Below are 20,960 nucleotides of genomic sequence, written 5' to 3'. Positions count from 1 at the left end.
GAATCATCGCCCGGCCTGATTCGTTCTGAAACAGGTGCCGGGTGTTTCATGCCGACCTGATCCGTCGCACAGACGGACACGACCACGGAGCTTCCCGATGCCTCACCCGTCACGACCGCTTCCCGCCGCGCGCCGCGTCGCGATACTGGGTGGCAACCGCATCCCGTTCGCGCGCTCGAACACCGCGTATGCGACGGCCTCGAACCAGGACATGCTGACTTTCACGTTGCAAGGTCTGATCGACCGCTACAACCTGCACGGCGAGCGCCTCGGCGAAGTCGCGGCGGGCGCCGTCATCAAGCATTCACGCGACTTCAACCTGACGCGCGAAGCCGTGCTGTCGACCACGCTCGCGAAGGAAACGCCCGCGTACGATGTGCAGCAGGCGTGCGGCACGGGGCTGGAAGCGGCGATTCTCGTCGCCAACAAGATCGCGCTCGGGCAGATCGACGCGGGCATTGCGGGCGGCGTCGATACGACCTCCGATGCGCCCATCGGCGTGAACGAACGGATGCGCAAGATCCTGCTCGAAGCGAATCGCGGCAGGTCGGCGGCGCAACGCGTCGGTGCGCTGACGAAGCTGCGGCCCGGCATGTTCTTCAAGCCACTGCTGCCACGCAACAGCGAGCCGCGCACGGGGCTGTCGATGGGCGAGCATTGCGAACGGATGGCCAAGCGCTGGAGCATTTCGCGCGAGGCACAGGACGTGCTCGCCTACGATAGCCATCGCAAGCTGACCGAGGCCTACGCGCGGGGCTTCCTGAACGACCTGATGACGCCGTATCGCGGACTCGCGCGCGACAACAATCTGCGCAGCGATCTGACGCTCGAAAAGCTGGCGTCGCTCAAGCCCGTGTTCGACCGCGACGCGGGCACGATGACGGCGGGCAACTCGACGCCGCTGACGGACGGCGCATCGGCCGTGCTGCTCGCGAGCGAAGAATGGGCGGCCGCGCGTGGCCTGCCCGTGCTTGCGTACCTGACATGGTCGGAGACGGCCGCCGTCGATTTCTTCGACAAAAAGGAGGGCTTGCTGATGGCGCCTGCGTACGCGGTGCCGCGCATGCTGAAGCGCGCGGGCCTGACGTTGCAGGACTTCGATTTCTACGAAATTCACGAAGCGTTCGCCGCGCAGGTGCTGTGCACGCTCGCGGCCTGGCAGGACGATGAGTACTGCCGCACACAACTGGGACTCGAGGGCGCGCTCGGCACGATCGATCGCGAGAAAATGAACGTGAACGGCGGATCGATCGCGACGGGCCACCCGTTCGCCGCAACGGGCGGGCGCATCGTCGCGGGACTCGCGAAGATGCTCGCGCGGCTCGACAAGCCGGCGGGCACCGCGCGCGGTCTGATATCGATCTGCGCGGCGGGCGGCCAGGGCGTCGTCGCGATCCTGGAGCGGTAGAATCGCGCTCCCGATTTGACCGACTGCCTTTGGCAACCCGAACGGTTCATGTCCACCCAACAAACAACGACGCCGAGAGACCCAGGAGACGCCACGATGACCGAGCCCACCGCTTCGCATTCCGCGCAGACGCAGACGCAAACGCAGTCCGGGTCGCAGTCGCAATCCCAGTCGCAGTCGCCATCGCCATCACAGCCACCTGCCGCGCCCTCCTCCGCCCATGCCGCGCCGAACACGGACGGCATCTGGTTCGCGTCATACTCGCCCGAGGTGCCGCATGAAATCGACGCGTCGCAGTATGCGTCACTCGTCGAGTTCTTCGACGATTGCACGACGCGCTTTCGCGAGCGCGTCGCCTATGTGAGCGTCGGCGAGAGCCTCACGTATGCGGAGCTCGCGCGCAAGGCGACGGCATTCGCTTCGTACTTGCAGAGCATCGGCGTGAAGCCTGGCGAGCGCGTCGCGATCATGCTGCCGAACACGTTCCAATATCCGATCGCGCTCTTCGGCGTGCTGAAGGCGGGCGCGATCGTCGTCAACGTGAATCCGCTGTACACGGTGCGCGAGCTGTCGCATCAATTGAAGGACAGCGGCGCGCAGACGATCGTCGTGTTCGAGAACTTCGCGAAGACCGTCCAGGATTCGCTCGCGGGCACGCGCGTGCAGCACGTGATCGTCACCGGCCTGGGCGATCTGCTGAAGAACGGCCTGAACCTGAAGGGCAAGCTGATCAACTTCATGCTCAGGCACGTGAAGAAGCTCGTGCCCGCGTACGACCTGCCGCAAGCCGTCCAACTGCTCGATGCGCTCGCAATCGGCTACGGCCGGGCGCTCACGCCCATGCAGATAACCCCCGCTGACCTCGCGTTCCTGCAATACACGGGCGGCACGACAGGCGTCGCGAAGGGCGCGATGCTCACGCACCGCAACGTCGTCGCGAATCTGCTGCAGGCGAAGGTATGGGCCGAGAGCCAGCTCACCGACGACATCGAAACGGTGCTCACGCCGCTGCCGCTCTATCACATCTATTCGCTGACCGTGAACGCGATGATCTTCATGGGGCTCGGCGGGCGCAACATCCTGATCGCGAATCCGCGCGACACGAAGCGCGTGATGAAGATCCTGCGTCACGAGACGTTCACGGGCATCACGGCCGTCAATACGCTCTACAACGCGTTCCTCGACGACGAGGAGTTCCGCAAGCGCGACTTCTCGAAGCTCAAGCTCGCGATGGCGGGCGGCATGGCGATGCAGAAAGCCGTCGCCGACCGTTTTCGCGAGGTGACGGGCAGGCCGATCATCGAAGGCTATGGGCTCACGGAATGCTCACCGATCGTATCGATGAACCCGGTGGATCTGAAGCACATGCGTGAATTCGACGGCTCGATCGGCCTGCCCGCGCCGTCGACGCAAGTGCGCTTTCGCAAGGACGACGGCAGCTGGGCGAATATCGGCGAGGCGGGCGAGCTGTGCGTGAAGGGTCCGCAGGTGATGAAGGGCTACTGGAACCGGCCCGAAGAGACCGCGAAGGTGCTCGACGACGAAGGCTGGCTGGCGACGGGCGATATCGGCGTGATGGATTCGCGCGGCTATATCCGGCTGATCGATCGCAAGAAGGACATGATCCTCGTGTCGGGTTTCAACGTCTATCCGAACGAGATCGAGGACGTGATCGCGATGCATCCCGACGTGCGCGAAGTGGCCGCGATCGGCATTCCCGATGTCGCGCAGGGCGAGCGCGTGAAGGTGTTCGTCGTGCGGCGCAATCCGTCGCTCACCGAGGAACAGGTGATCGCGCACTGCCGCAAGAATCTGACGGGCTACAAGGTGCCGAAGGTCGTCGAGTTCCGCGACGAGCTTCCGCAAACGAATGTGGGCAAGATCCTGCGGCGCGAGCTGCGCGATCAGGAGCGGGAGAAGCTGAAATCATCGTGACGGCCTATGCGTGCCTTTGCATGCCCTTGCGCGTCTGAGCGCGCAGCCGGGGCGACGAAGCCGTGCGCGCTTTTTGGAGCGATGCATGCATCAACCGATGTCTGTGAAGAAACGCTCGCGCTGGACCCGGCTTCGCGCCGCCCATGTCGTCTGCGCGCTGATGGCGGGCATCGCGGGCGCGGCCTTCGCGCAGAACAATGCGGCGGCACTGGCGCCGAACGCCCCGAGCACCGCGTCGATCGCAAACGATGCCGCCGCGCAAGTCGCGAAGCTCACGCTCGAACAGCAGGTCAAATGGCTGCGCCGCGCCGCGCAGAGCGGCACGCTCGAACAGATGGACGATGCGCAACTCGTCGCGCTGTTCGAATCGTTCGACCCGTTGACCGTGCCGCGCTATATCGAGGAAGGCCCGAACGGCTATCCGTCGTACGAGTTCACGATGCTGCGCCAGGAGCGTATTCGCGGCGTGTGGCCGCGCAAGCCCGATCACATGCTCGTGCGACTCACGCGCGATCCGCTGCGCATCTATGGCAAGTGGCTGCCGGGCGGTCCGCACTCGGGCCAGGAAATCATCTACGACGAGTCCAGGCGCAGCGATGCGATGTACGGCCATCTCGGCGGCCTGTTCAACATCATGCCGCTGTGGACGTCGATCGACGGATCGCTGGCGCGCGCGCAGTCGAACCACCGCGTGCGCGATCTCGGCACCGAATTCATCACACAGCAGTTTCTCGACGAAGGCAGAAAGTTCGCCGAGGCCGGCATCACGCATCCCGCGCAGATCGAAGTGAAGACGCTCGAAGGCGTGCGCGTCATCGCGTTCACGTACGAGACACCGACGGGCCAGCCCGAGTTCTACGCGAAGAAGGAAGTGCTCGGGCTCGATCTGCGGCATCCGTATTTCAGAATGGTCGAATCGTATGGCAACGATGGACAGATCTTCGAGCGCATCGTGTTCGTGACGATCACGCCGAAGATCTTCGAAGACATGGTGTTCGATCCGAAGAACCCGGAGTACAAGTTCTGATCATGTCGTCAGCGCGAAGGCGACGGCCGAGCTTTGCTTCTGTGCAGGCATCGAGGCATGTGCTTGCGTGCGCGCAGCGCCCGGTTGCAGCGCGAGGCGCGCGAGCACGAAGAAATCGGCGGCGCGCGTGACGCCGATCAGCGTGAGGCGCCCGTCCGCCTGCGCCGCGCGCGGCGCAAGCGTTTCGTACCACAGCGCGGCAATATCAGCGTCCGGCGCGTCGTTGATATCGAAAGCAGGCAGACGCACGCGTGCCGCATGCGCCGACAAGGCCGCGGATTCCGGCAAGCTCGTATCGATCAGCGCGATATCGGCAAGCAGGCCATCGGCATGAAGCCACGGCACGCCCCACACCGCCGTCGCCGATAGCCATGCGCCCGCCGCGATGAATGTGCGACGTTCCATGTCGACTCTACCTTCCTCTCCTGCACGCGCGATCATCATGTATAGCCGCGCCTGTCGCGAAACGCCTTCGGCCAGATGCCCTGCTTGCCAGGCGACAGAATGCCCGTGGGATCGAGCGCATCCTTGATCGTCTCCGACAGCCGCAGCAGCGCGCCATCGTTGAAGTTGTAGCGCGCCGCCGCGAAATCCATGTAGACGAGATGCGAGCGGTACTCGCCATAGCCCGCACCGTGTGCATCGCTCATCCACGCGCGCAGCAGATCGGCCGCCTGTTCGCTTTGCCGCGCGTCGCTGTGATCGAAGATCGCCGCCGCGATGTGATGCAGATGCCGCTCGCCCGCCGTGAAGCCGCCGTAGTAGTCGAAGCCGTATTCGTTCGCGCGCGCCTTCGCCATCGTGTACTGGCGCATCGCATCGCGCCCCGTCGCCGGACATACGGGCGAAAAATCGACATGTGCGCCGCTACCGCCCAACCAGTCGAGCATCCGGAACGCCGTCATCGCCGGAATGCCCGCCAGATTGCGATCGCCGCCCGCTTCGGGCTCCGCGTTGCCGTCGTAGATCTTCGACATCATCCGCGCACCCTGAATGCGGCCGAACGCGCGGCGCACGAGCGTCTCTTTCGCGTCGATCACGTCGCGCTCGCCGTACAGCGCGTAGTGAAGGTTCCAGCGGCCTATTTTCAGCGCGCCGGTCATCGACGCAATCGCGCTTTCCGGCATCACGCCCTTGCCCCGATACCACTGCGAACGCGGCCCGAGGCCCGCCGCGCGCCGCAACGCGCCCTCGATGACGGCATGATTGCCGATCGTGCCGTCGAGGCGCAGCGGCCTCAACGTCTCGACAATGGCTTCCAGATCGTCGTCGCGCCGAAACTGGATTTCGCCCAGCAGATACGCGCTCGGCGCGGGCATCAGCCAGACGCCCATCTTCGTGACGATGCCGTAGTTCGACTGCATGAACATCGGATCGAATGACGGTCCGTAGCCGTGTTTGAAGGCCTGCCACGACGTGCCGATCTCGATGCCGCCCATCCCGGTGCGCACGACATCGCCATTCGCTAGCACGACCTCCATCCCGCATTGCCTCGCCGCGTGATCGCCGTAGGCGGTCGTGCCGAAGCCACGCTCCAGCGTATTGCCGACGATGCTGCCCCAGCCCGCCGCGGGCGGATCGACCCACAGCCTGTAGCGGTGCTCGCGCAAGTAGTGGTGCAGATCGAAGTAACTGACGCCGGGCTCGACGAGCGCATACGCCAGCTGCTCGTCGACGGCGAGAATGCGGTTCATCCGTTGCAGGTCGAGCACCACCGATCCCGCGAGCCGGGGCGCCGCGCCGCCATACGCGAAGTTGCGCCCCGTCGACACCGTCCATAGCGGAATGCGGTATTCGTTCGCGACGCGCAGGATTGCGCGGATCTCGTCGACGTTCGCGGGCAGCAGCGCCGCCGACGGCACGAACGACGCGGCGAGCGCGCCCGGCGCGAAAGGGTCGGCATAAGGCGCGAGGCTCGCCGCCGACGATGCGACCTGCGTCGCGCCGACGATCGCTTCGAATGCGGCGAGCGCGCGATCGAATGTCGCGGCGGAAACGTCCGGCGGCAGAGTGCGTGTCAAGGCGCCTCCATGTGGGGTCGAATGTGCTGCGTCGAGTTGTACTCCGAGTCGCGTATTGCTCGTGGCGGCATTCGATGGACGCTCGTGGCGGCTTCGATGGACGGCGCTCATGCGGCACGCGCGACGGCGTGTTCAGCGCCCGTGCGCGCCGCCTCCTCCGTGCATGCCGCCCATGCCGCCCCACGTGTGCGATCCGCCGCTCCAGCCGTGCATGCCGCCCCCGCCGTGGAATCCACCATGTCCGTTGAAGCCGCCGTGCCCGTTGAAGCCGCCATGTCCGTTGAAGCCGCCGCCCGGCCGCCCCCAATGCACGTGATGCATGTGGTGAAAATGGTGGAAGTGGTCGACGAACACAAACGACGCGCCGCCAACCACGACAGGCGGTCCCCAATACCACGGATCATAGTAAGGATAGGCCGGAACGGGATAGACGGCGGTCGTGTCCGTGCCGTTGCCCTGCTGGATCAGCCACGTGCCGTCCGGCTGCCTGCATGCGATGCCGCTGATCTGCTGCATCGTGCCGTCGATTTCCGCCTGGCCCACAACGGGCTGACAGACGGTGTCGCCCGAGTTGATGTCGCTAGCGTTGTCGCCGAACTGCTCCTGCGCGGCGACGGGTTGCGCGGCGAGCACCGCGCAACCGGCGCACACGCACAGCGCCGCGCCGATTCCTGACAAAGTACGCATGATTGATCCTGCTTCGACGGTGCGGTGTCGCGGCGCGCGTTGCGCGCCGACGCCGTGAAGACCCCATCGATTCGCCTCGCAGGCAGGTGACAAGCTACTCTTTCGCGCCCGTCGAAGCCGGCGGAACACGCGCCTGCATAACGACATAAACGCACACGCGTGCGGCGCTATTCCTGCACCGCCGATTACAGCGTAGGCCGTTTTGTTACCCCGTGTTTCGCTTGTTTCGACCAGGGAAAGGCGAAGCGAAGAAAAGCCCCGCGCGAGCGCACGCTACTGCCACGCCTCCGGACGCCCGCCGAGTTCGCCGCAGACTTCGATCGCAATCGACCGCAGCTTGGCTTCCTCGATCGGGCCCGACAGCGCGTAGCCCATGTGGTCGCTGATCCAGTAGAACGTGCGGCGATTGCCGTCACGGAACAGACGAAACACAGTTTCGTCCCTGGGAATGCCCGTCACGTAGAGCGTGAGCCGCGCGCCGCTCTGGTTTTCGTACATGAATTGCGCGGCGGGCCCCGCCTCGCCCGGCAGCAGCCGCCCGCCGACGAGCGTATAGCCGTATTCCTGCAACGAAGGCACGGACAGATGACGGTTGAGCCGCTTCGACAGCCACGCGATCAGATGCTCTTCCTCGCTTGCGGCGACTTCGACGGGATGCCGGCGCTCCGGCGTGTAGACGGCGTAGGCGATATCCGCGCGCTTCGCGAACGACATGACGTCGCCGTTGCTGCCGGCCGTCAGACGCGGGACGAGCGGGCCCAGCGCGAGCGCCAGCCCCGCGCCCGCGATCACCCAGCACGCCGCGATGCCCGCGCGCCGCCACCACGGCACGCGGGCACGCAGCACGATCACCGGTGGCTCCTCGCGCTCGTTCACGCCGCACAGCGCCTGCAATGCGGCCTTTTGCGCGCGCCACGACGCAACTTGCGCGGCTGCCTGCGAATCCTCCGCAAGATGCTCGCGCACGGCAGCGCGTTCGCTCTCCGGCAATTCGTTGTCGACGAATGCCGACAGCGTGCGCAGGTCCGGCACGTCAGTGGAACCGGTCGAATGTTCGTCGTTGTTCATTGCTCGCTTCTCGCCCCGTTTCTGACCACTTTCAGCGACGGCGACTTGTGTTGTACTGGCCCTTCCGTCAACAGCGCCCGCATATGCTCGCGCGCGCGGGACAACCGCGACATCACCGTGCCGATCGGCACGCCGAGCGCGGCCGACGCCTCCTGATAGCTCAACTCCTCCACACACACGAGCAGCATCACCTCGCGCTGCTCGACGGGAAGACGATAAAGCGCGCGCTGCACGTCGCGCAACACCAGTCCGTCGACTTCGCCGTGCGGCGCTTCGAGATTGCGCCACGGCGCGCTCTCGTCGTCCACCGCGATCTCACGGCGCACGCGCAGCTGGTCGATGTAAAGATGACGCAGAATCGTGAGGAGCCACGCGCGCAGATTGCTGTCGGGTCGGAACCCCTTCCATCGCGCGAGCGCACGCTCGGCCGTATCCTGAACCAGATCGTCCGCCCAAGCTGGGTCGCCCGTCAGTGCGCGCGCGTAGCGGCGCAACTGAGGGAGCCACGAAATCACCTCCGCTTCGAACTTCACCCGGCGCTAGCCGTCAAGCGGGCGCGCGCATCAATAGCCGCCGCTGCTGCCGCTTGTGCCGCTGCTGCTCGCGCCGCCCGACGAACTCATGTCGCCGGTGGACTGACACGCGCTCAACGACAACGAAGCAAACCCTAGCGCAACGATCATGAATACGGCAGATACCAGTCTGGACACTTTCATGAAGACCCTCCTGTATGGACCACGCCACCGCGTGACGCAGCCATGCGTTAAATGGACAAATCATGCGGAATCGCACGACGCTGGCAGCGGACGCCGCAGCCTTGTGTGCGATGCCTGACTGATAAACGCTTACGACATGCGCTTTATTCCGGAGCATCGGCCATTTATTACCTGTCCGCCTTCGGGTGCTGCCCCGACGAGCAGGCCCTGCGTGCCGCATGTTCACTGCGCAGCGACGCGCGAACGTTGGATGGCGCTCACTGCGGACCAGGATTTCGTAACTCAACGTTACACATGGCTTTTAAAGGATGCTTCCGCGCTCACAAGTGGTTATAGTGGGCGTCAGTCAGTTCGCGTTTGGCGCCCGTCACGCCGGCCCGCGGCCACAACGGGTAAAATCCCCGGCGAACAACCGATTTTCTATACACAATTGTCCATGCCTCCCGCAGAATCGCATCCGCAAAACGACTTCATGAACACGGCGCGCAAAGAACGCAAGCGCGTCGAAATTTACCTCGTCAACGGTATCCGGCTGACGGGCTGCATCGAGTCGTTCGATCAGTATCTGGTGATGCTGCGCACGCCCGTCGGGCTGCAAGGCATCTACAAGCGCGCCATTTCGACGATCCAGCTCGACACGGGCACGCGTCCCGCGCCGCGCGCAGGTGGACGGCCGTCGCATGGCGAACACACCGCGCGCGGTCCGCACGGCGCGCGCGAGCATCGCGAGCCGCGTGAACAGCGCGAGCCGTATGGCGGTGCGCCGCAAGCGCCGTCGGACCGGTCGTCGTCGGACGGCCCGGTGGTCGTCACCCGCCGCCGGCGTCTGTATGGCACAGGTAACGATCAAGGCAACAACAACGGCGGAAACGCCGAATAAACGGCTCAAGCCGCCTGACAGGCCATTCAGAAGGCACCCAACGCGCCGCCCGGTAAGCGCCGGACAAGCACAAGCGTCCAACAAGCGGCCGGACGAGTCGCCAAACACGCGATATCACGTCGAACCGGCGCGCGCGGCGCGCCGGCATTTCACGCGACGGACGAGCCGGCGTGATCGGCCAGCTGCTTCAGCATCCTCTCGATCCGCATACCCTGCTGCGCGGTCAACTCATAGCCGCCCTTCACGTCCAGCACCCTGCGACGCCAATAGCATGCGTTGAGCCTGCGCATCATCGGCTGACGCGTCGCCCATTCCAGATGCTGCAGTTCCGATTCGACGACGTGCGTCGCGGTCAAGCGCTGTCTACAGTGATATCCGTCCGCTTGCATGGGTCTCCCTCGCATGTCCGCCGCGATCGGCTCGCTGTGCGCGCCGCCGTCCCGATGCGGTAAGAACGAATCGTCAGGCGAGAAATTCCATCGGCCTGCATCGGCTGCCTTTTCTGCCTATTGCTACTTCGCGACGCTTTTCCGAACGTCGAATGACAAGCGCGCGACGAGTGGGCATGCGCATCGTCCTATGCCATTCGGCCAGGCGGTCGCGTTCGCGCGATTGAGCTATTCTGGTTGCTCGATACCGTAGAACGTCATAACGGAGCACGTCATGTCGAACACGAAGCCCAAAGCACCGAAGCCAGCCGAGGAACCCCACACCATGGAAGAACGCCTCGACGAGGCGCTCGAAGAAACCTTCCCCGCAAGCGATCCCATCGCCGTCGATCCCGAAGAAGCCGACGAAGGGAGCCATCAGCGCAAGCAGAAGAAGTCGCGTTGAGCGAGTGATCGTCAAACAGGGGCGAGCAGTCCGAAGCGCGCGCGGCAAAACTGCGCTCGCGGTCCGCGCACCCAGGCGAAGCCGCCTCGGACGCGTGAACGATCGCGCGCACGAGCATGCGCATCATCTCCGGCGCCGCTGATCCGCGAATCATCCGCGAATCATCCGCGAATCATCCGCGAATCATCCGCGAACGAGCCGCGAACGAGCCGCGAACGAGCCGTGGATGATCTGTGAGCGAGCCGCGAAGCCATAAAAGGCCCGCGCGGCTCGCAGGAAGGCCGCACAAATCAGTGCGCCGGCAACCCGCTTTCGAGTTGCCGCTGCAGATCGCGTACCTGGCGCTGGGCGGCGCGCAACTGCTCCTGCGCCTGCGCCTTTTGCTGCGCCAGCGAGGCCGCGTCCGCGCGGGTCTGCTGCTGCATGCTGTTGACGATGGTCTGCTGCTCGTGCGCGACATTCAGGTCCGCTTGCAGACGGTTCGCGCGTTCCTGCGACAGCGCGACGAGGCGATCCGTATATGCCTTTTGCGCTTCGAGTCTGGTGCGGCGAATTTCGACGTCGGCCAGCTGTGCCGTCTGACGCGCGAAGTCGCGATAAATCTGCTCGGCGCGTGCGTCATCCTGCGTCTTGATGACGCGCCAGAAGTTCTTCTGCTGGAACAGCGCGACGTAGTACGTCATTTCCTTCGCGTTGAACAGGAGGCTTGCCCCGTAGCTGGCGTTGTACGTCGTGCGCAATTCGGCGATGTCGCTGCCGTGGATCATCTGTTGCAGTTCCGCGACATTGCCCGTCGCCGACTGCTTCGCCTCGTCGGGCGTGAGTACAAACGTTTGACTCGCCGATGTGGCGGAAGCCGCAGCCGTCGCCGTCTGCGCAGCGACGGCGATGGGGGCGGTGGCGGCAACTACTGCGCCGTTTTCCCCTGAAGCCTGCGCGTATGCCCCGTGAACAGCCCCGAAAAGCATGCATGCCGACAGCGCGATGTGTCGAACTTTCGACTTCTGGTCCATGTAATTCTGCCCGTATCGTGTTGTAGTTTTGCAAAACAGGCTAATTATTACTCAGTTTCGCGCGTTTCGGGTTCCTCGTCGAAAATCTGGTACTTGCGCATCTTCTCCCACAGCACCTTGCGGCTGATCCCGAGATAGTGCGCCGTGTCCTGGCGACGCCAGCTGTTCGCATCGAGTGCCGCGATCACGCGGCTGCGTTCGGCCATGTCCCATTTGCTGCGGTCGACGAGCACCTCCGCCGCGCTCTCGGCGGGCACGGGCTGGCTGCTGCGTGCAATCGCCAGCAGCCGGTGCAGCCGCGCCGCGTCCCACGCGCCGATCTGCCGCACGGTCACGCCGATCCGTTCGGCGAGATTGCGCAGCTCGCGCACGTTGCCGGGGAAGTACGTATCGGCGACGGCGTCCGCGAGCCAGTACGGAAGGTCGGGCAACGTCGCCAGCCGCTCGGCGCCCACGACAGCCGCGATGAACGCCTTGAAGATCGCGATCTTGTCGACGGCGCCCCGCTCTTCCAGCGACGGAATCCTCAGCTCGATCACCGCGAGCCGGTAGTACAGGTCCGCGCGGAACGTGCCGTCCTTCACGAGCTGCGGCAGGTTCCTGTTGGTCGCCGCGACGAGCCGGAACTCGAGCTTCACGGGCGTCGCGGAGCCGATGCGCGTGACGGCGCTGTCTTCGAGCACGCGCAGCAGCTTGACCTGCTGATACAACGGCAGATCGCCGATTTCGTCGAGAAAGAGCGTGCCGCCGTCGGCCTGCTCGAAATAGCCCTTGTGCGCGCCGACGGCACCCGTGAACGAGCCTTTCGAGTGTCCGAAAAAGAGCGATTCGAAGAGCCCGTCGGGAATCGCGCCACAGTTCACGGCGACGAACGGCCCCTGTCCGTAGCGCGAGTGTTTTTCGTGCAGCAGTTGCGCGATGCGCTCCTTGCCGACGCCCGTTTCGCCATGCACGAGCACGCTGGTATCGCAGTCGGCGAATGTTTCGACTTCGTGCAGCAGCGCCTGCATGCATTCGGAGTTCGCGACGAGCGCGCCCGATTCGAGCGTCTGCGCCGAATGCGCGCGCAACTGCACGACGAGCTTCGACACCATGCCGCGCAGTTCGGCGCACGTGAAGTCGAGCGGCAACACGTGCGAGTACTCGGCGGGGAACATCGCCGGGTCGTGGTCGCGTGGCGCCGCGCCGACCCAGATCACGGGCATCGCGTGCGTCGCCTGCAGATCGCGCACGGCGAAGTCCGCCGTATCGATCACCGACACGCTGATGATCGCGAGCGACGGCCGCACCGACGTGCGCTCCGGCGAGAGCGCGATATCGTCGGCGCGAATCACTTCGACGTCGAAGCTCGCCATGCAGCGCGCGACGCGATCGACGATATCGGCCTTGCCTTCCCAGACATACAGGTCCAGTTCCTCGATCTTGGCAGTGGTTCTCATAGGCGAAGAATCCGTTGACCTTCGATTGATGGGATGGCCATGGCGTTTCTGTTGATCTGTCGATCCGTTCAGTTGACGCGTCAGCCCTTCAGCCGCGCGAGGCGGTACAGCAGGAACGCGCCGAACATCTGCAGCGCGAACGCGAGCCAGACGAGCTTGCGGCCCGTCGCATCGTTCCACATCCACGCGAAGTAGTGCGGGTTCGATGCGATCAGAAACCCGCCGATGCCGAGCGGCAGCAGCGTCAACACCCACGCGGACAGCCGCGTCTCCGCCGACAACGCGACGAGTTCGCGCTCTGCCTGTTCGAGATCGCGCATGAACGACGCCATGCGGTCGAGCATCACATCCGCGCGTCCGCCGTATTTCACCGACAGGCGCAGCACCGCGCCCACCAGTTCCAGCTCGCTCGTCCGATAGACCCGCGCGACGTGATACAGCGCGCGATCGATTTCGACGCCGGTGCGCAGCATCCGCGACACGTGATCGAGACACTGGCGCAACGGCGCTTCCGTCGTCTGCAGCGATGCCTGGAACGCGGCGGGCACGCTGTTGCCGAGCACGATCAGCCGCACGATGCCGTCGAGAAACGACGGCAGCTGACGCACGATCGTCTGACGCCGCTTCAGGATGCGGCGCGACATCAGCACATAGAGCAGCACGATGCACGTCGCGAGCGTCATGAAGAACGCGCCCGCGCCGCCGCGGCTGCCCGCGAAGGCGGACAGCGCGAGCGAGCCGAGCATCGAGGCAAGCGCAGCGACCTTTGCATTCGAAATCCCCGCGCGATTCATCGATTGATCGAGCACGAGCGCGACGCGTGCGTTGAGCTTGCGCCAGCGGGTCGATTCGTTGGCCGTTTGCGCGAGCGGTTGCGCGCGCATCGGTTGCGCGGCCTGCTGAGTCGTGAGCGACTGCGCGCGCATCGTTCCCACCGGATGCGCGCCCGCCGTCGCTACGCCCGCCGATGCCGAAGCCGTCGCCATCGGCGCCATGCGGCTGTCGATGAAGCGCTCGGTGCCCGCGCGCTCCTTGCGCTGCGCGCCGCGCCGCACGACGAGCAGCGCGCCCGCCACGCACAGCAGCGCCAGCGCGCCAACGAACAGCGCGGCGCTATCGCTAGACATTGAAGCCTCCGTCGCCGCCCCTGCCGCCGAAGCCTCCACCGAATCCGCCCGTCATGGCGTCACCGAAGCTCCCGCCGAAGCCAGCTCCCATCCCGCCGCCGAGCGCCTGCCTGAACCGCGCGAGCTTCGGCGAATGCGGATGAATGCCGAGCGACGTCCAGTTGTCGGCCTCTTCGCCTTCGGGCGTCGTCAGCGGCTCGTAGGCATACAGCTCCTGTGTCGCGATGATGTTGTCCGACAGCCCCGTGACCTCGGTGACGGACAGGATGCGGCGCCGCCCATTCGACAGCCGCCCGATCTGCACGATGAAGTCGATCGCATTCGCGATCTGCCGGCGCAGGCTCGATTCCGTGCCCTGAAAACCCGCGAAGCCCGCAAGCATTTCGAGCCGGTACAGACACTCGCGCGGCGAGCTCGCGTGCACGGTGCCCATCGAGCCGTCATGACCCGTGTTCATCGCCTGCAGCATTTCGAGCACTTCGCCGCCGCGCACTTCGCCGACGATGATGCGGTCCGGGCGCATGCGCAGCGTGTTGCGCAACAGGTCGCGGATCGTCACGAGGCCGCTGCCGTCGAAGCCGCCCGGACGGCTTTCGAGCCGCACCACATGCGGATGGTTGAGCGACAGCTCGGCCGTATCTTCGATCGTCACGACGCGCTCGACATCGGGGATATGAAACGCGAGGGCATTGAGCAGCGACGTCTTGCCCGAGCTCGTGCCGCCCGACACGAGAATATTGCAGCGCGCCTTCACGGCCGCTTCGAGCAGCGCGCCGATCTCCTGGTTGTACGTGCCGTTGGCGAGCAGATCGTCGGGACGCAGCGGGTCCTTGCGGAACTTGCGGATCGACACAACGGGGCCGTCGATCGACAGCGGCTCGATCACGACGTTCACGCGGCCGCCGTCGGGCAGACGCGCATCGACCATCGGATTCGATTCGTCGAGCCGTCTGCCGATGGGCGCGAGAATGCGCCGCACGATGCGCAGCAGATGCGCGTTGTCCGCGAAGCGCACGGGAATTTTCGTGAGCATGCCGTGACGCGACACGTACACGTCGTTGTAACCGTTCACGAGAATGTCCTCGACGGCGGGATCGTTCAGCAGATCCTCGATCGGCCCGAAGCCCGCCAGCTCCTTGGTCAGCGCCTGCGCGATCAGCCGCACTTCGCTCTCGTTGATGGGAAACCGGCGCAGCCGCACGAAGCTGTCCATTTCCAGATCGACGAACTGATGGATCGCGTTGCGCGACCAGCGGCCGAACTCGGCGCCGAGTTCCTCGATGCGCGTGAGCAGATGTTCGTGCGCCGCGTTCTTGATGTCCTGGAACTGCTGGCTGTGCGCGAACGCGGGTGCGTCGTCGGCAAATTCGATTTCTTTTGCCATCGTCTATGACCGTTTGCTGGAAATTGGAATGAAGCGCCGCAACGCATCGAGCGCGGCCTTGCCGTGCGGGTTCGCAGCGCGTGCGCCCGTGCCCGTTGCCGATGGAGCGCCCGCGAGGCGCGTCACGAGTGCATCGAGCGCGCGTACGTATGCGTCGCGCGGTGCAGTCTCGGCGAGCAGGTTGCCCTGATTCATCGACTGCCCGAGCGCGACGCGCCGCTCAGGCAGCGTCGCGATCAGTTCGAGCTCGAGCCGCTGTGCGATCTGCGCCGCCGTGAGCCCCAGCTCCGGCTCGTACTTGCCGACGACGAGCCGCACTTTCTGCCGCAGCGTCTCCACGTCGATGCCGTGCTCACGCAATCCGTCCAGCACGCCGACGGCCGACACCACCGACGGCACGCCCTGATCGCAGACGAGCCACGCTTCGTCGGCGGCCTGCACGACGTTCGCGATGAACTCGCCGTTCGTGAAGCCGCCGAGATCGACGATCAGCTGATCGAAGAACGCGCGCAGCCGGTTCAGCAATCCCATCGACGACGCGTGCGAGACCTCGCGCATCTCGGCGAGATCGGCGGGCAGGCTCGTCAGCGCGAGGCCGCTCGCGTGATGCGACAGCGCCGTGTGGACGAAGGTCTGATCGATGCGGCGCACGTTGCGCACGGCTTCGACGAAGCTGAAGTCGCTGCGTGTGTTGAGCAGCAGCGTGCCGTCGCCTGCGGGCAGGCCGAGATCGAGCAGCAGCGCTTCGCGACCTTGCGCGGGATCGCGCCGTTGCAGCAGCACGGCAAGATTCGCGGCGAGCGTGCTCACGCCCATGCCGACGCGCGCGCCGATCAGCGCCGTCAGCTTGCCGTGACGGCTCACGGGCTCGACGACGTTGTCGAGCACCTGGCGCGTGATGCGCAGCGCGTCCGCGGCGGGCGCGCACAGATCGATGAAATCGCGCACGCCCGCGCGCAGCGCGGCGAGCGCACTCTCGGGCTCGCTCATCGAACCGACCGCGACGATCTGCAAGCCCGGATACGCGGCGCGCGCCGCATTCGCCGCCACGCTCGCCGCCGCAATCTGGCCGCCCGAAAAATCGACGAACACGAGCGACGGATTGAGCGTGCCGATGCGTTGCGCAAACACCTTCGGATCGAGCCTCACACGGTCGACGGCGCCTGCCGCGACGAGCGATTCGGCGAGCCAGCGCGCGTGCTCGTCGGCGAGCGTCGCGAACACGAAAGAATCGGTGACGGCGCGCTCAGCCAAAGCGGCGGTTCTCGCGTTCATGGTGTGCTTTCCTTGCTGGCGGTTGCCCGTGCGACTGTCGTTCGATTTCGGTCAGCCGCGTTTCACATCCGCTGCTCGCCTGGTATCGCGCGTTCATTTCAAAAACCCCGGCGCGGCATCGCGCGACGCCGCGCCGCCCAGCAGCGAGCGCCACACGGGCGCATCGCGTTGCTCGGACTGTTCGCCCGGCGTCGACGGCAACGCCGCGCCCTTCGCGAGCGGCGACACGAGATGCGGCGAGACGATGATCAACAGCTCCTTGTCGCTCTGCGAATAGTTCAGCTGCTTGAAGAACGTGCCGAGGATGGGCAGATCGCCGAGCACGGGCACCTTGTCGACGTTCGACGCCGTCTCGCGATCGATCAGTCCGCCGATCACATAGCTCTCGCCGTCGCCGAGTTCGACCGTCGTATCGGCGCGGCGCGTGGTGATCGCGGGCACCGAGATGCCGTTCACCGTGACCGCGTGCACGAAGTCGAGCTGGCTCGCCTCGGGCGCGATCTTGAGTGCGATGCGCTGCGGGCTCAGCACGGTCGGCGTGAGCGTGAGGCCGACGCCATACGGCTTGTATTCGATCGACGTCGTGCCGAGCCCTTGCGGCACGGGCACGGGAATCTCGCCGCCCGCAAGAAAGCTCGCGCTCTGGCCGGACAACGCGACGAGCGTCGGCTCGGCGAGGATACGCGCGAGGTTGTTGCTCTCCATCAGGCTCAGGTCGGCGAACAGATCGTGCGCGACCGAGCCGAACACGAGATTGAACGCGGACGCGATTGGCATCGTCGAATCGAATGACGTGCCCTGGCCCGGCGTGAACGTTGCCTTGTTCAGCGACGACGGCGCAAACGAGCCGAACGCAAAGCCATTGCTTCCCTTCGAGAAGTTGAAGCCGATCTGCTTGAGCACCGCGCGGCCGAATTCGACGACGCGCACATCGACCTGCACGACCGGGCGCGTCGCGATCGTCGATGTATCGACTGTCGTGCCGACTGTTGTGCCGGCGCTCTTGCCATCGCCGCCTTTGCCATTCGATGCGGTCGAAGCGACCGCTCCCGCCGCGACGCCTGCCGCGCGCTGATGCGCCTGCATCGACGCGGCCGTGCCCTTGATCACGGCCGTCCCGCCGAGCACTTTCACTTCGGGCGTGCCGCCGTCGAGCAGATCGGTCGCCGCGGTTGTCGTCACGTTGACGGTATAGGTGAGCGGCGTGTCGCGGTTGCGCTCCCACAGCATCACGCTCGTCGTGCCCGCCGATTTGCCGACGAGCAGCACGCTGCCGCGCGAGTCCGCTTTCGCGCCGCCTTTCAGGATCAGCACATCGGCGACGTTCGGATCGCCGACGGCCACGCGCTGTAGCGTGTGTCCCGCCGCGAGCGTCCGTTGCGCGCCGACAGCGAGATCGATCGCCGGCGCAGTGGCGGCCGTTGACGCGCTTGCCGCGATGCCGGCGGCACCGCTCGCGACGGGCAACGCGATCACCGTCAGCATGCACACGCGGGCGGTCACTCGCCACGCAAGAATCCGTTTCCTCATGTTCCGCTGGACGCGCATTTGCGCCCTCTCCCTAAACACGCTTTTTTCGTTCGCCGGCGAATGCGTCGCCGGGTTGTCTCGCTGTTTGCCCTGCTGTTTGCCCTGCTGTTTGCCCTGCTGTTTGCCCTGCTGTTTGCCCTGCTTTTCGCCCTGCTGTTTGCCCTGCTGTTTGCCCTGCTTTTCGCCCGCTTTCTCGTCGCATTCGCCGCGCGATCACCATGCAACCGTCTCCGAGCGGCCGCCCCGTATCACTTCGATTCCGCCACCTGCGTCGTGGGTGCGTGCGACGAGTCTCGCCGGCGCGGGCGCACTTTTCGATGGACCTGACGACGCACCGGCAGACGACGCGCGGCGTGCGCTGCTCCCCGACAGTTCGTCGAGCGCGATGCCCGCCGCCGCGCGTGTCGATGCGGACGCATCGACGCTCGCGGCAGTCTTCAGCACGCCGGCATATGCAGGCAACGCAGCGGCGTCGAGCGCGTCGGCATCGCGTGGATTGCGCAACGCGAGCATCAGATGCCCCGCGCCTTCGGCCAGCACCAGCCGGTCGACATCGGCGAGCGGCACGGCGAGCACGGCCGTGCGCGCGGGCGTGTTCGTGTCGGGCGCGCCGCTCGCCGTGACGTTGCCCCACGCGAGCACGCGCACGCGCGACAGCAGCAGACGCGCCTGCGTGCGCTCCACTTCCGCCTGGCCCGTCGGACCGACGCTCAAGCCATCGCGCTTCAACGTAAAGAACACATCGACGACATTGCCGGGACGCAGCCGGTTGCCGACGGCATTCTGCTCATCGACGCGCACAGCAACCGCGCGCTCACCAGGCTCGATGCGCTCGGCAATGCCCGATGACAGCTGCGCTTCGAGCACGGGCGTCTGCACGCCGATGTCGGCGACAGGAACGCGTCCGGCAATCAGCGACGGATCGGCGAAAGCGCCTGACGGATCGATGGGGAGACGCTGGATGCGCAGCGCGTCGGCGGGTATCGGCTGTCCGGCAGGCAGCGCGCGCACCGCGACGACGACGGGGAACGCCGGCTGCGTCTGCGCAACGGCCACCTGTGCGGGCGCGGGGCGACGGGCCAGCGTCATCGCCAGCGCGCCGAGCAGCACGGCGAGCACAATCAGCGCCCCTGCGGCGATTCGAGTCAGATTCGGCATGATTCGCTACCTGTCCGGTACGGCGCGCGGCGAGCGGGTTCGCGTGTCTCGCATGCGTGATATGAAGGAGGCAGGCGTAGCGTCGCGGTCACAGCACATACCCCGGGTTGAGTTGAACCATCGACGTGCTCGTCAACTGCGACGGCAACGTCGCATCGAGCAGCGGGATCGGCGGGACGAGCGGATGGCTCCCGTAGTCGTACGTGAGCGTGACGGTGACGCAGCGCATCGTCGCATCGAACGTACACGGCGCCCAGCTCGCGTCGCAGTTCGCCCTGGCCGCTAGCCAGTTCGTCAGATTCGACGCGGCCTGGCAGGCGGCCGACGCGCGGTCGTCGAGCGCCGTCTTCACGTCCTGCGCCCGCTGGTAGTTCAGCGCGGCGCGCGCGCCCTCTTCGGCTGCAAGCGTCAGGCTCTGCTGCGCGACGAAAATCAGGCTGAACGTCACGATCGCGTAGAAAATCATGAAGAACAACGGAAACACCAGCGCGAACTCGACCGCGCTCGAACCGCGCTGACTTGCCGAAAGTCCGCGTGCGCGAATACGCCGCCGTGCAGGCGGAATCGGTTGCATCGGTGCGTTCAATGTCAGGCTCCCCGCAGGTATCGCGACGCGAGCACGCCGAGCGCAGCAACGCCGAGACACGTGACATATGGCGTCGCGCGATGGCCGCGCAGCGCGAAGGTGGCTGAGCCGCCGCGACCGGGCGTGGCGGGCCACGTCCGCGTCGCGAGTTGCAGCGCGAGCGAATGCAGCCCGGCCATGACGGTTGCCATGACCCACAGCCCCGGCAGCGCATGCGCGCCGCACCACGCGCCGAGCACGGCGAACGCCTTGACGTCGGCGGCGCCCATCACGCGCAACGCGTAAAACGGCAGCATCGCGGCGAAGCCAAGCAGCGCGCCCAACGCGGCCTGCCCGGGCGGCACCCCGAACGGCGCGCGTACGGTGAACGCGCACGCGAACGCCGCAGCCAGCCCGACGGCGATCCACGCATTCGCGACGCGCCGATGACGAAGGTCGCTCAGCGCCGCCGTCGTTGTCCACGCAACGAACAGAAGACTTTCTATCCATGCGGCCATAAGAATCCAGCAGGCAATAGCAAGCAACGCGGAGCTATCCAAAAGCCCGCATGACATAAATTCGTTTGAACAGACGCAAAGACTCAGCGAGCGTCGTGCGCCGACGCTCGCATCCTGATGCTTCTGAATTAAGTTGATCGAGTCTTTACGACGATTTCGCCGGTGTGCTCGACGAAATGATTCCAGCAATGGAGTCGAACAGATTCGACAGATTGGTCCCGACCGACCCGGCCGCCGTTGCAATTGCAATGGCCACCACCCCTGCAATCAGGCCATATTCGATTGCCGTCACGCCCTCGTCGTTTGTCAGAAACCGGCTGATGATGTTTTTCACGTTGTAACCCTCGGACTTTCCATATTCGTTACTGGGATGCG

22 protein-coding genes are annotated in these 20,960 nt (G+C 65.5%); 5 read left to right on the top strand and 17 right to left on the bottom strand.

Translation table 11 applies throughout. The annotated features are described in order from the left end of the window. Positions 1-97: 97 nt before the first annotated feature. From GCT13_RS23810 to GCT13_RS23800, 3 genes are all read left to right on the top strand, one after another. A complete protein-coding gene (locus GCT13_RS23810; protein WP_152762235.1) occupies positions 98-1,408 on the top strand; it encodes an acetyl-CoA C-acetyltransferase in 1,311 nt (436 codons plus the stop codon). Between the two features lie 96 nt (positions 1,409-1,504). Next, complete coding sequence (locus GCT13_RS23805) at positions 1,505-3,343, top strand: AMP-binding protein (RefSeq protein WP_152762233.1); 1,839 nt, start codon at positions 1,505-1,507, stop codon at positions 3,341-3,343. Between the two features lie 85 nt (positions 3,344-3,428). Next, a complete protein-coding gene (locus GCT13_RS23800) occupies positions 3,429-4,370 on the top strand; it encodes a DUF1571 domain-containing protein (protein WP_152762231.1) in 942 nt (313 codons plus the stop codon). On the opposite strand, the gene GCT13_RS23795 is transcribed toward GCT13_RS23800, so the two are convergent. The 6 genes from GCT13_RS23795 to GCT13_RS48525 all read right to left on the bottom strand — a co-directional run bounded on the left by GCT13_RS23795 (position 4,371) and on the right by GCT13_RS48525 (position 8,862). Beyond that, positions 4,371-4,775 (bottom strand): hypothetical protein, encoded by a 405-nt coding sequence (locus tag GCT13_RS23795; RefSeq protein WP_152762229.1) that lies wholly within the window; start codon positions 4,773-4,775, stop codon positions 4,371-4,373. Between the two features lie 35 nt (positions 4,776-4,810). Then, positions 4,811-6,391, bottom strand: a complete 1,581-nt coding sequence (locus GCT13_RS23790; protein ID WP_152762227.1) for an FAD-binding oxidoreductase — start codon at positions 6,389-6,391, stop codon at positions 4,811-4,813. A gap of 132 nt (positions 6,392-6,523) precedes the next feature. Next, positions 6,524-7,078, bottom strand: coding sequence for a hypothetical protein (locus GCT13_RS50600; protein ID WP_152762225.1), 555 nt, complete (start codon positions 7,076-7,078; stop codon positions 6,524-6,526). 273 nt (positions 7,079-7,351) lie between these two features. Next, on the bottom strand, positions 7,352-8,146 hold the full coding sequence (locus GCT13_RS23780; protein WP_152762223.1) for an anti-sigma factor family protein: 795 nt from the start codon (positions 8,144-8,146) through the stop codon (positions 7,352-7,354). Continuing rightward, entirely contained in the window at positions 8,143-8,679 is a 537-nt protein-coding gene (locus GCT13_RS23775) for a sigma-70 family RNA polymerase sigma factor (RefSeq protein ID WP_321574575.1), read from the bottom strand. The genes GCT13_RS23780 and GCT13_RS23775 overlap by 4 nt, the downstream gene beginning before the upstream one ends. Before the next feature lie 30 nt (positions 8,680-8,709). Beyond that, positions 8,710-8,862 (bottom strand): hypothetical protein, encoded by a 153-nt coding sequence (locus GCT13_RS48525; RefSeq protein ID WP_193727742.1) that lies wholly within the window; start codon positions 8,860-8,862, stop codon positions 8,710-8,712. A gap of 436 nt (positions 8,863-9,298) precedes the next feature. Between GCT13_RS48525 and hfq the strand changes: the two genes are divergently transcribed. Beyond that, the gene (hfq, locus tag GCT13_RS23770; RefSeq protein ID WP_152762221.1) at positions 9,299-9,742 is read left to right on the top strand and encodes an RNA chaperone Hfq; all 444 of its coding nucleotides are present in this window, start codon (positions 9,299-9,301) and stop codon (positions 9,740-9,742) included. A 149-nt stretch (positions 9,743-9,891) separates the two neighbouring features. Here hfq and GCT13_RS23765 read toward each other — a convergent pair whose 3' ends face one another. Beyond that, positions 9,892-10,098: a hypothetical protein gene (locus GCT13_RS23765; RefSeq protein ID WP_407670841.1), complete on the bottom strand. Its 207-nt coding sequence runs from the start codon at positions 10,096-10,098 to the stop codon at positions 9,892-9,894. Between the two features lie 307 nt (positions 10,099-10,405). Here GCT13_RS23765 and GCT13_RS48520 point away from each other — a divergent pair, with 307 nt between their 5' ends. Then, positions 10,406-10,576, top strand: a complete 171-nt coding sequence (locus GCT13_RS48520) for a hypothetical protein (protein WP_193727741.1) — start codon at positions 10,406-10,408, stop codon at positions 10,574-10,576. Between the two features lie 290 nt (positions 10,577-10,866). On the opposite strand, the gene GCT13_RS23760 is transcribed toward GCT13_RS48520, so the two are convergent. From GCT13_RS23760 to GCT13_RS23710, 10 genes are all read right to left on the bottom strand, one after another. Then, entirely contained in the window at positions 10,867-11,589 is a 723-nt protein-coding gene (locus GCT13_RS23760) for a DUF2968 domain-containing protein (RefSeq protein ID WP_152762217.1), read from the bottom strand. A 47-nt stretch (positions 11,590-11,636) separates the two neighbouring features. Further along, positions 11,637-13,028: a sigma 54-interacting transcriptional regulator gene (locus GCT13_RS23755; protein WP_152762215.1), complete on the bottom strand. Its 1,392-nt coding sequence runs from the start codon at positions 13,026-13,028 to the stop codon at positions 11,637-11,639. 80 nt (positions 13,029-13,108) lie between these two features. Continuing rightward, positions 13,109-14,155 carry a type II secretion system F family protein gene (locus tag GCT13_RS23750; protein ID WP_152762213.1) on the bottom strand — a complete coding sequence of 349 codons (1,047 nt, stop codon included), beginning with the start codon at positions 14,153-14,155 and terminating at the stop codon, positions 13,109-13,111. Continuing rightward, positions 14,148-15,539: a CpaF family protein gene (locus tag GCT13_RS23745; protein ID WP_152762211.1), complete on the bottom strand. Its 1,392-nt coding sequence runs from the start codon at positions 15,537-15,539 to the stop codon at positions 14,148-14,150. The genes GCT13_RS23750 and GCT13_RS23745 overlap by 8 nt, the downstream gene beginning before the upstream one ends. A 3-nt stretch (positions 15,540-15,542) precedes the next feature. Further along, positions 15,543-16,814 (bottom strand): fimbrial protein, encoded by a 1,272-nt coding sequence (locus tag GCT13_RS23740; RefSeq protein WP_152762209.1) that lies wholly within the window; start codon positions 16,812-16,814, stop codon positions 15,543-15,545. A 93-nt stretch (positions 16,815-16,907) separates the two neighbouring features. Continuing rightward, positions 16,908-18,344, bottom strand: coding sequence for a type II and III secretion system protein family protein (locus tag GCT13_RS23735; RefSeq protein WP_152762207.1), 1,437 nt, complete (start codon positions 18,342-18,344; stop codon positions 16,908-16,910). A 213-nt stretch (positions 18,345-18,557) separates the two neighbouring features. Further along, on the bottom strand, positions 18,558-19,505 hold the full coding sequence (gene cpaB, locus GCT13_RS23725) for a Flp pilus assembly protein CpaB (protein WP_321574579.1): 948 nt from the start codon (positions 19,503-19,505) through the stop codon (positions 18,558-18,560). 85 nt (positions 19,506-19,590) lie between these two features. Continuing rightward, positions 19,591-20,076 carry a TadE/TadG family type IV pilus assembly protein gene (locus GCT13_RS23720; RefSeq protein WP_152762301.1) on the bottom strand — a complete coding sequence of 162 codons (486 nt, stop codon included), beginning with the start codon at positions 20,074-20,076 and terminating at the stop codon, positions 19,591-19,593. 14 nt (positions 20,077-20,090) lie between these two features. Then, positions 20,091-20,585, bottom strand: coding sequence for an A24 family peptidase (locus GCT13_RS23715; protein ID WP_152762201.1), 495 nt, complete (start codon positions 20,583-20,585; stop codon positions 20,091-20,093). Positions 20,586-20,730: 145 nt separating this feature from the next. Further along, positions 20,731-20,919 carry a Flp family type IVb pilin gene (locus GCT13_RS23710; RefSeq protein WP_321574574.1) on the bottom strand — a complete coding sequence of 63 codons (189 nt, stop codon included), beginning with the start codon at positions 20,917-20,919 and terminating at the stop codon, positions 20,731-20,733. Positions 20,920-20,960 lie beyond the last annotated feature (41 nt).

The sequence above is a fragment of the Paraburkholderia franconis genome (genome assembly GCF_009362735.1).
Lineage (GTDB): Bacteria > Pseudomonadota > Gammaproteobacteria > Burkholderiales > Burkholderiaceae > Paraburkholderia > Paraburkholderia franconis.
This window is presented reverse-complemented; position numbering and strand designations above follow the sequence as displayed.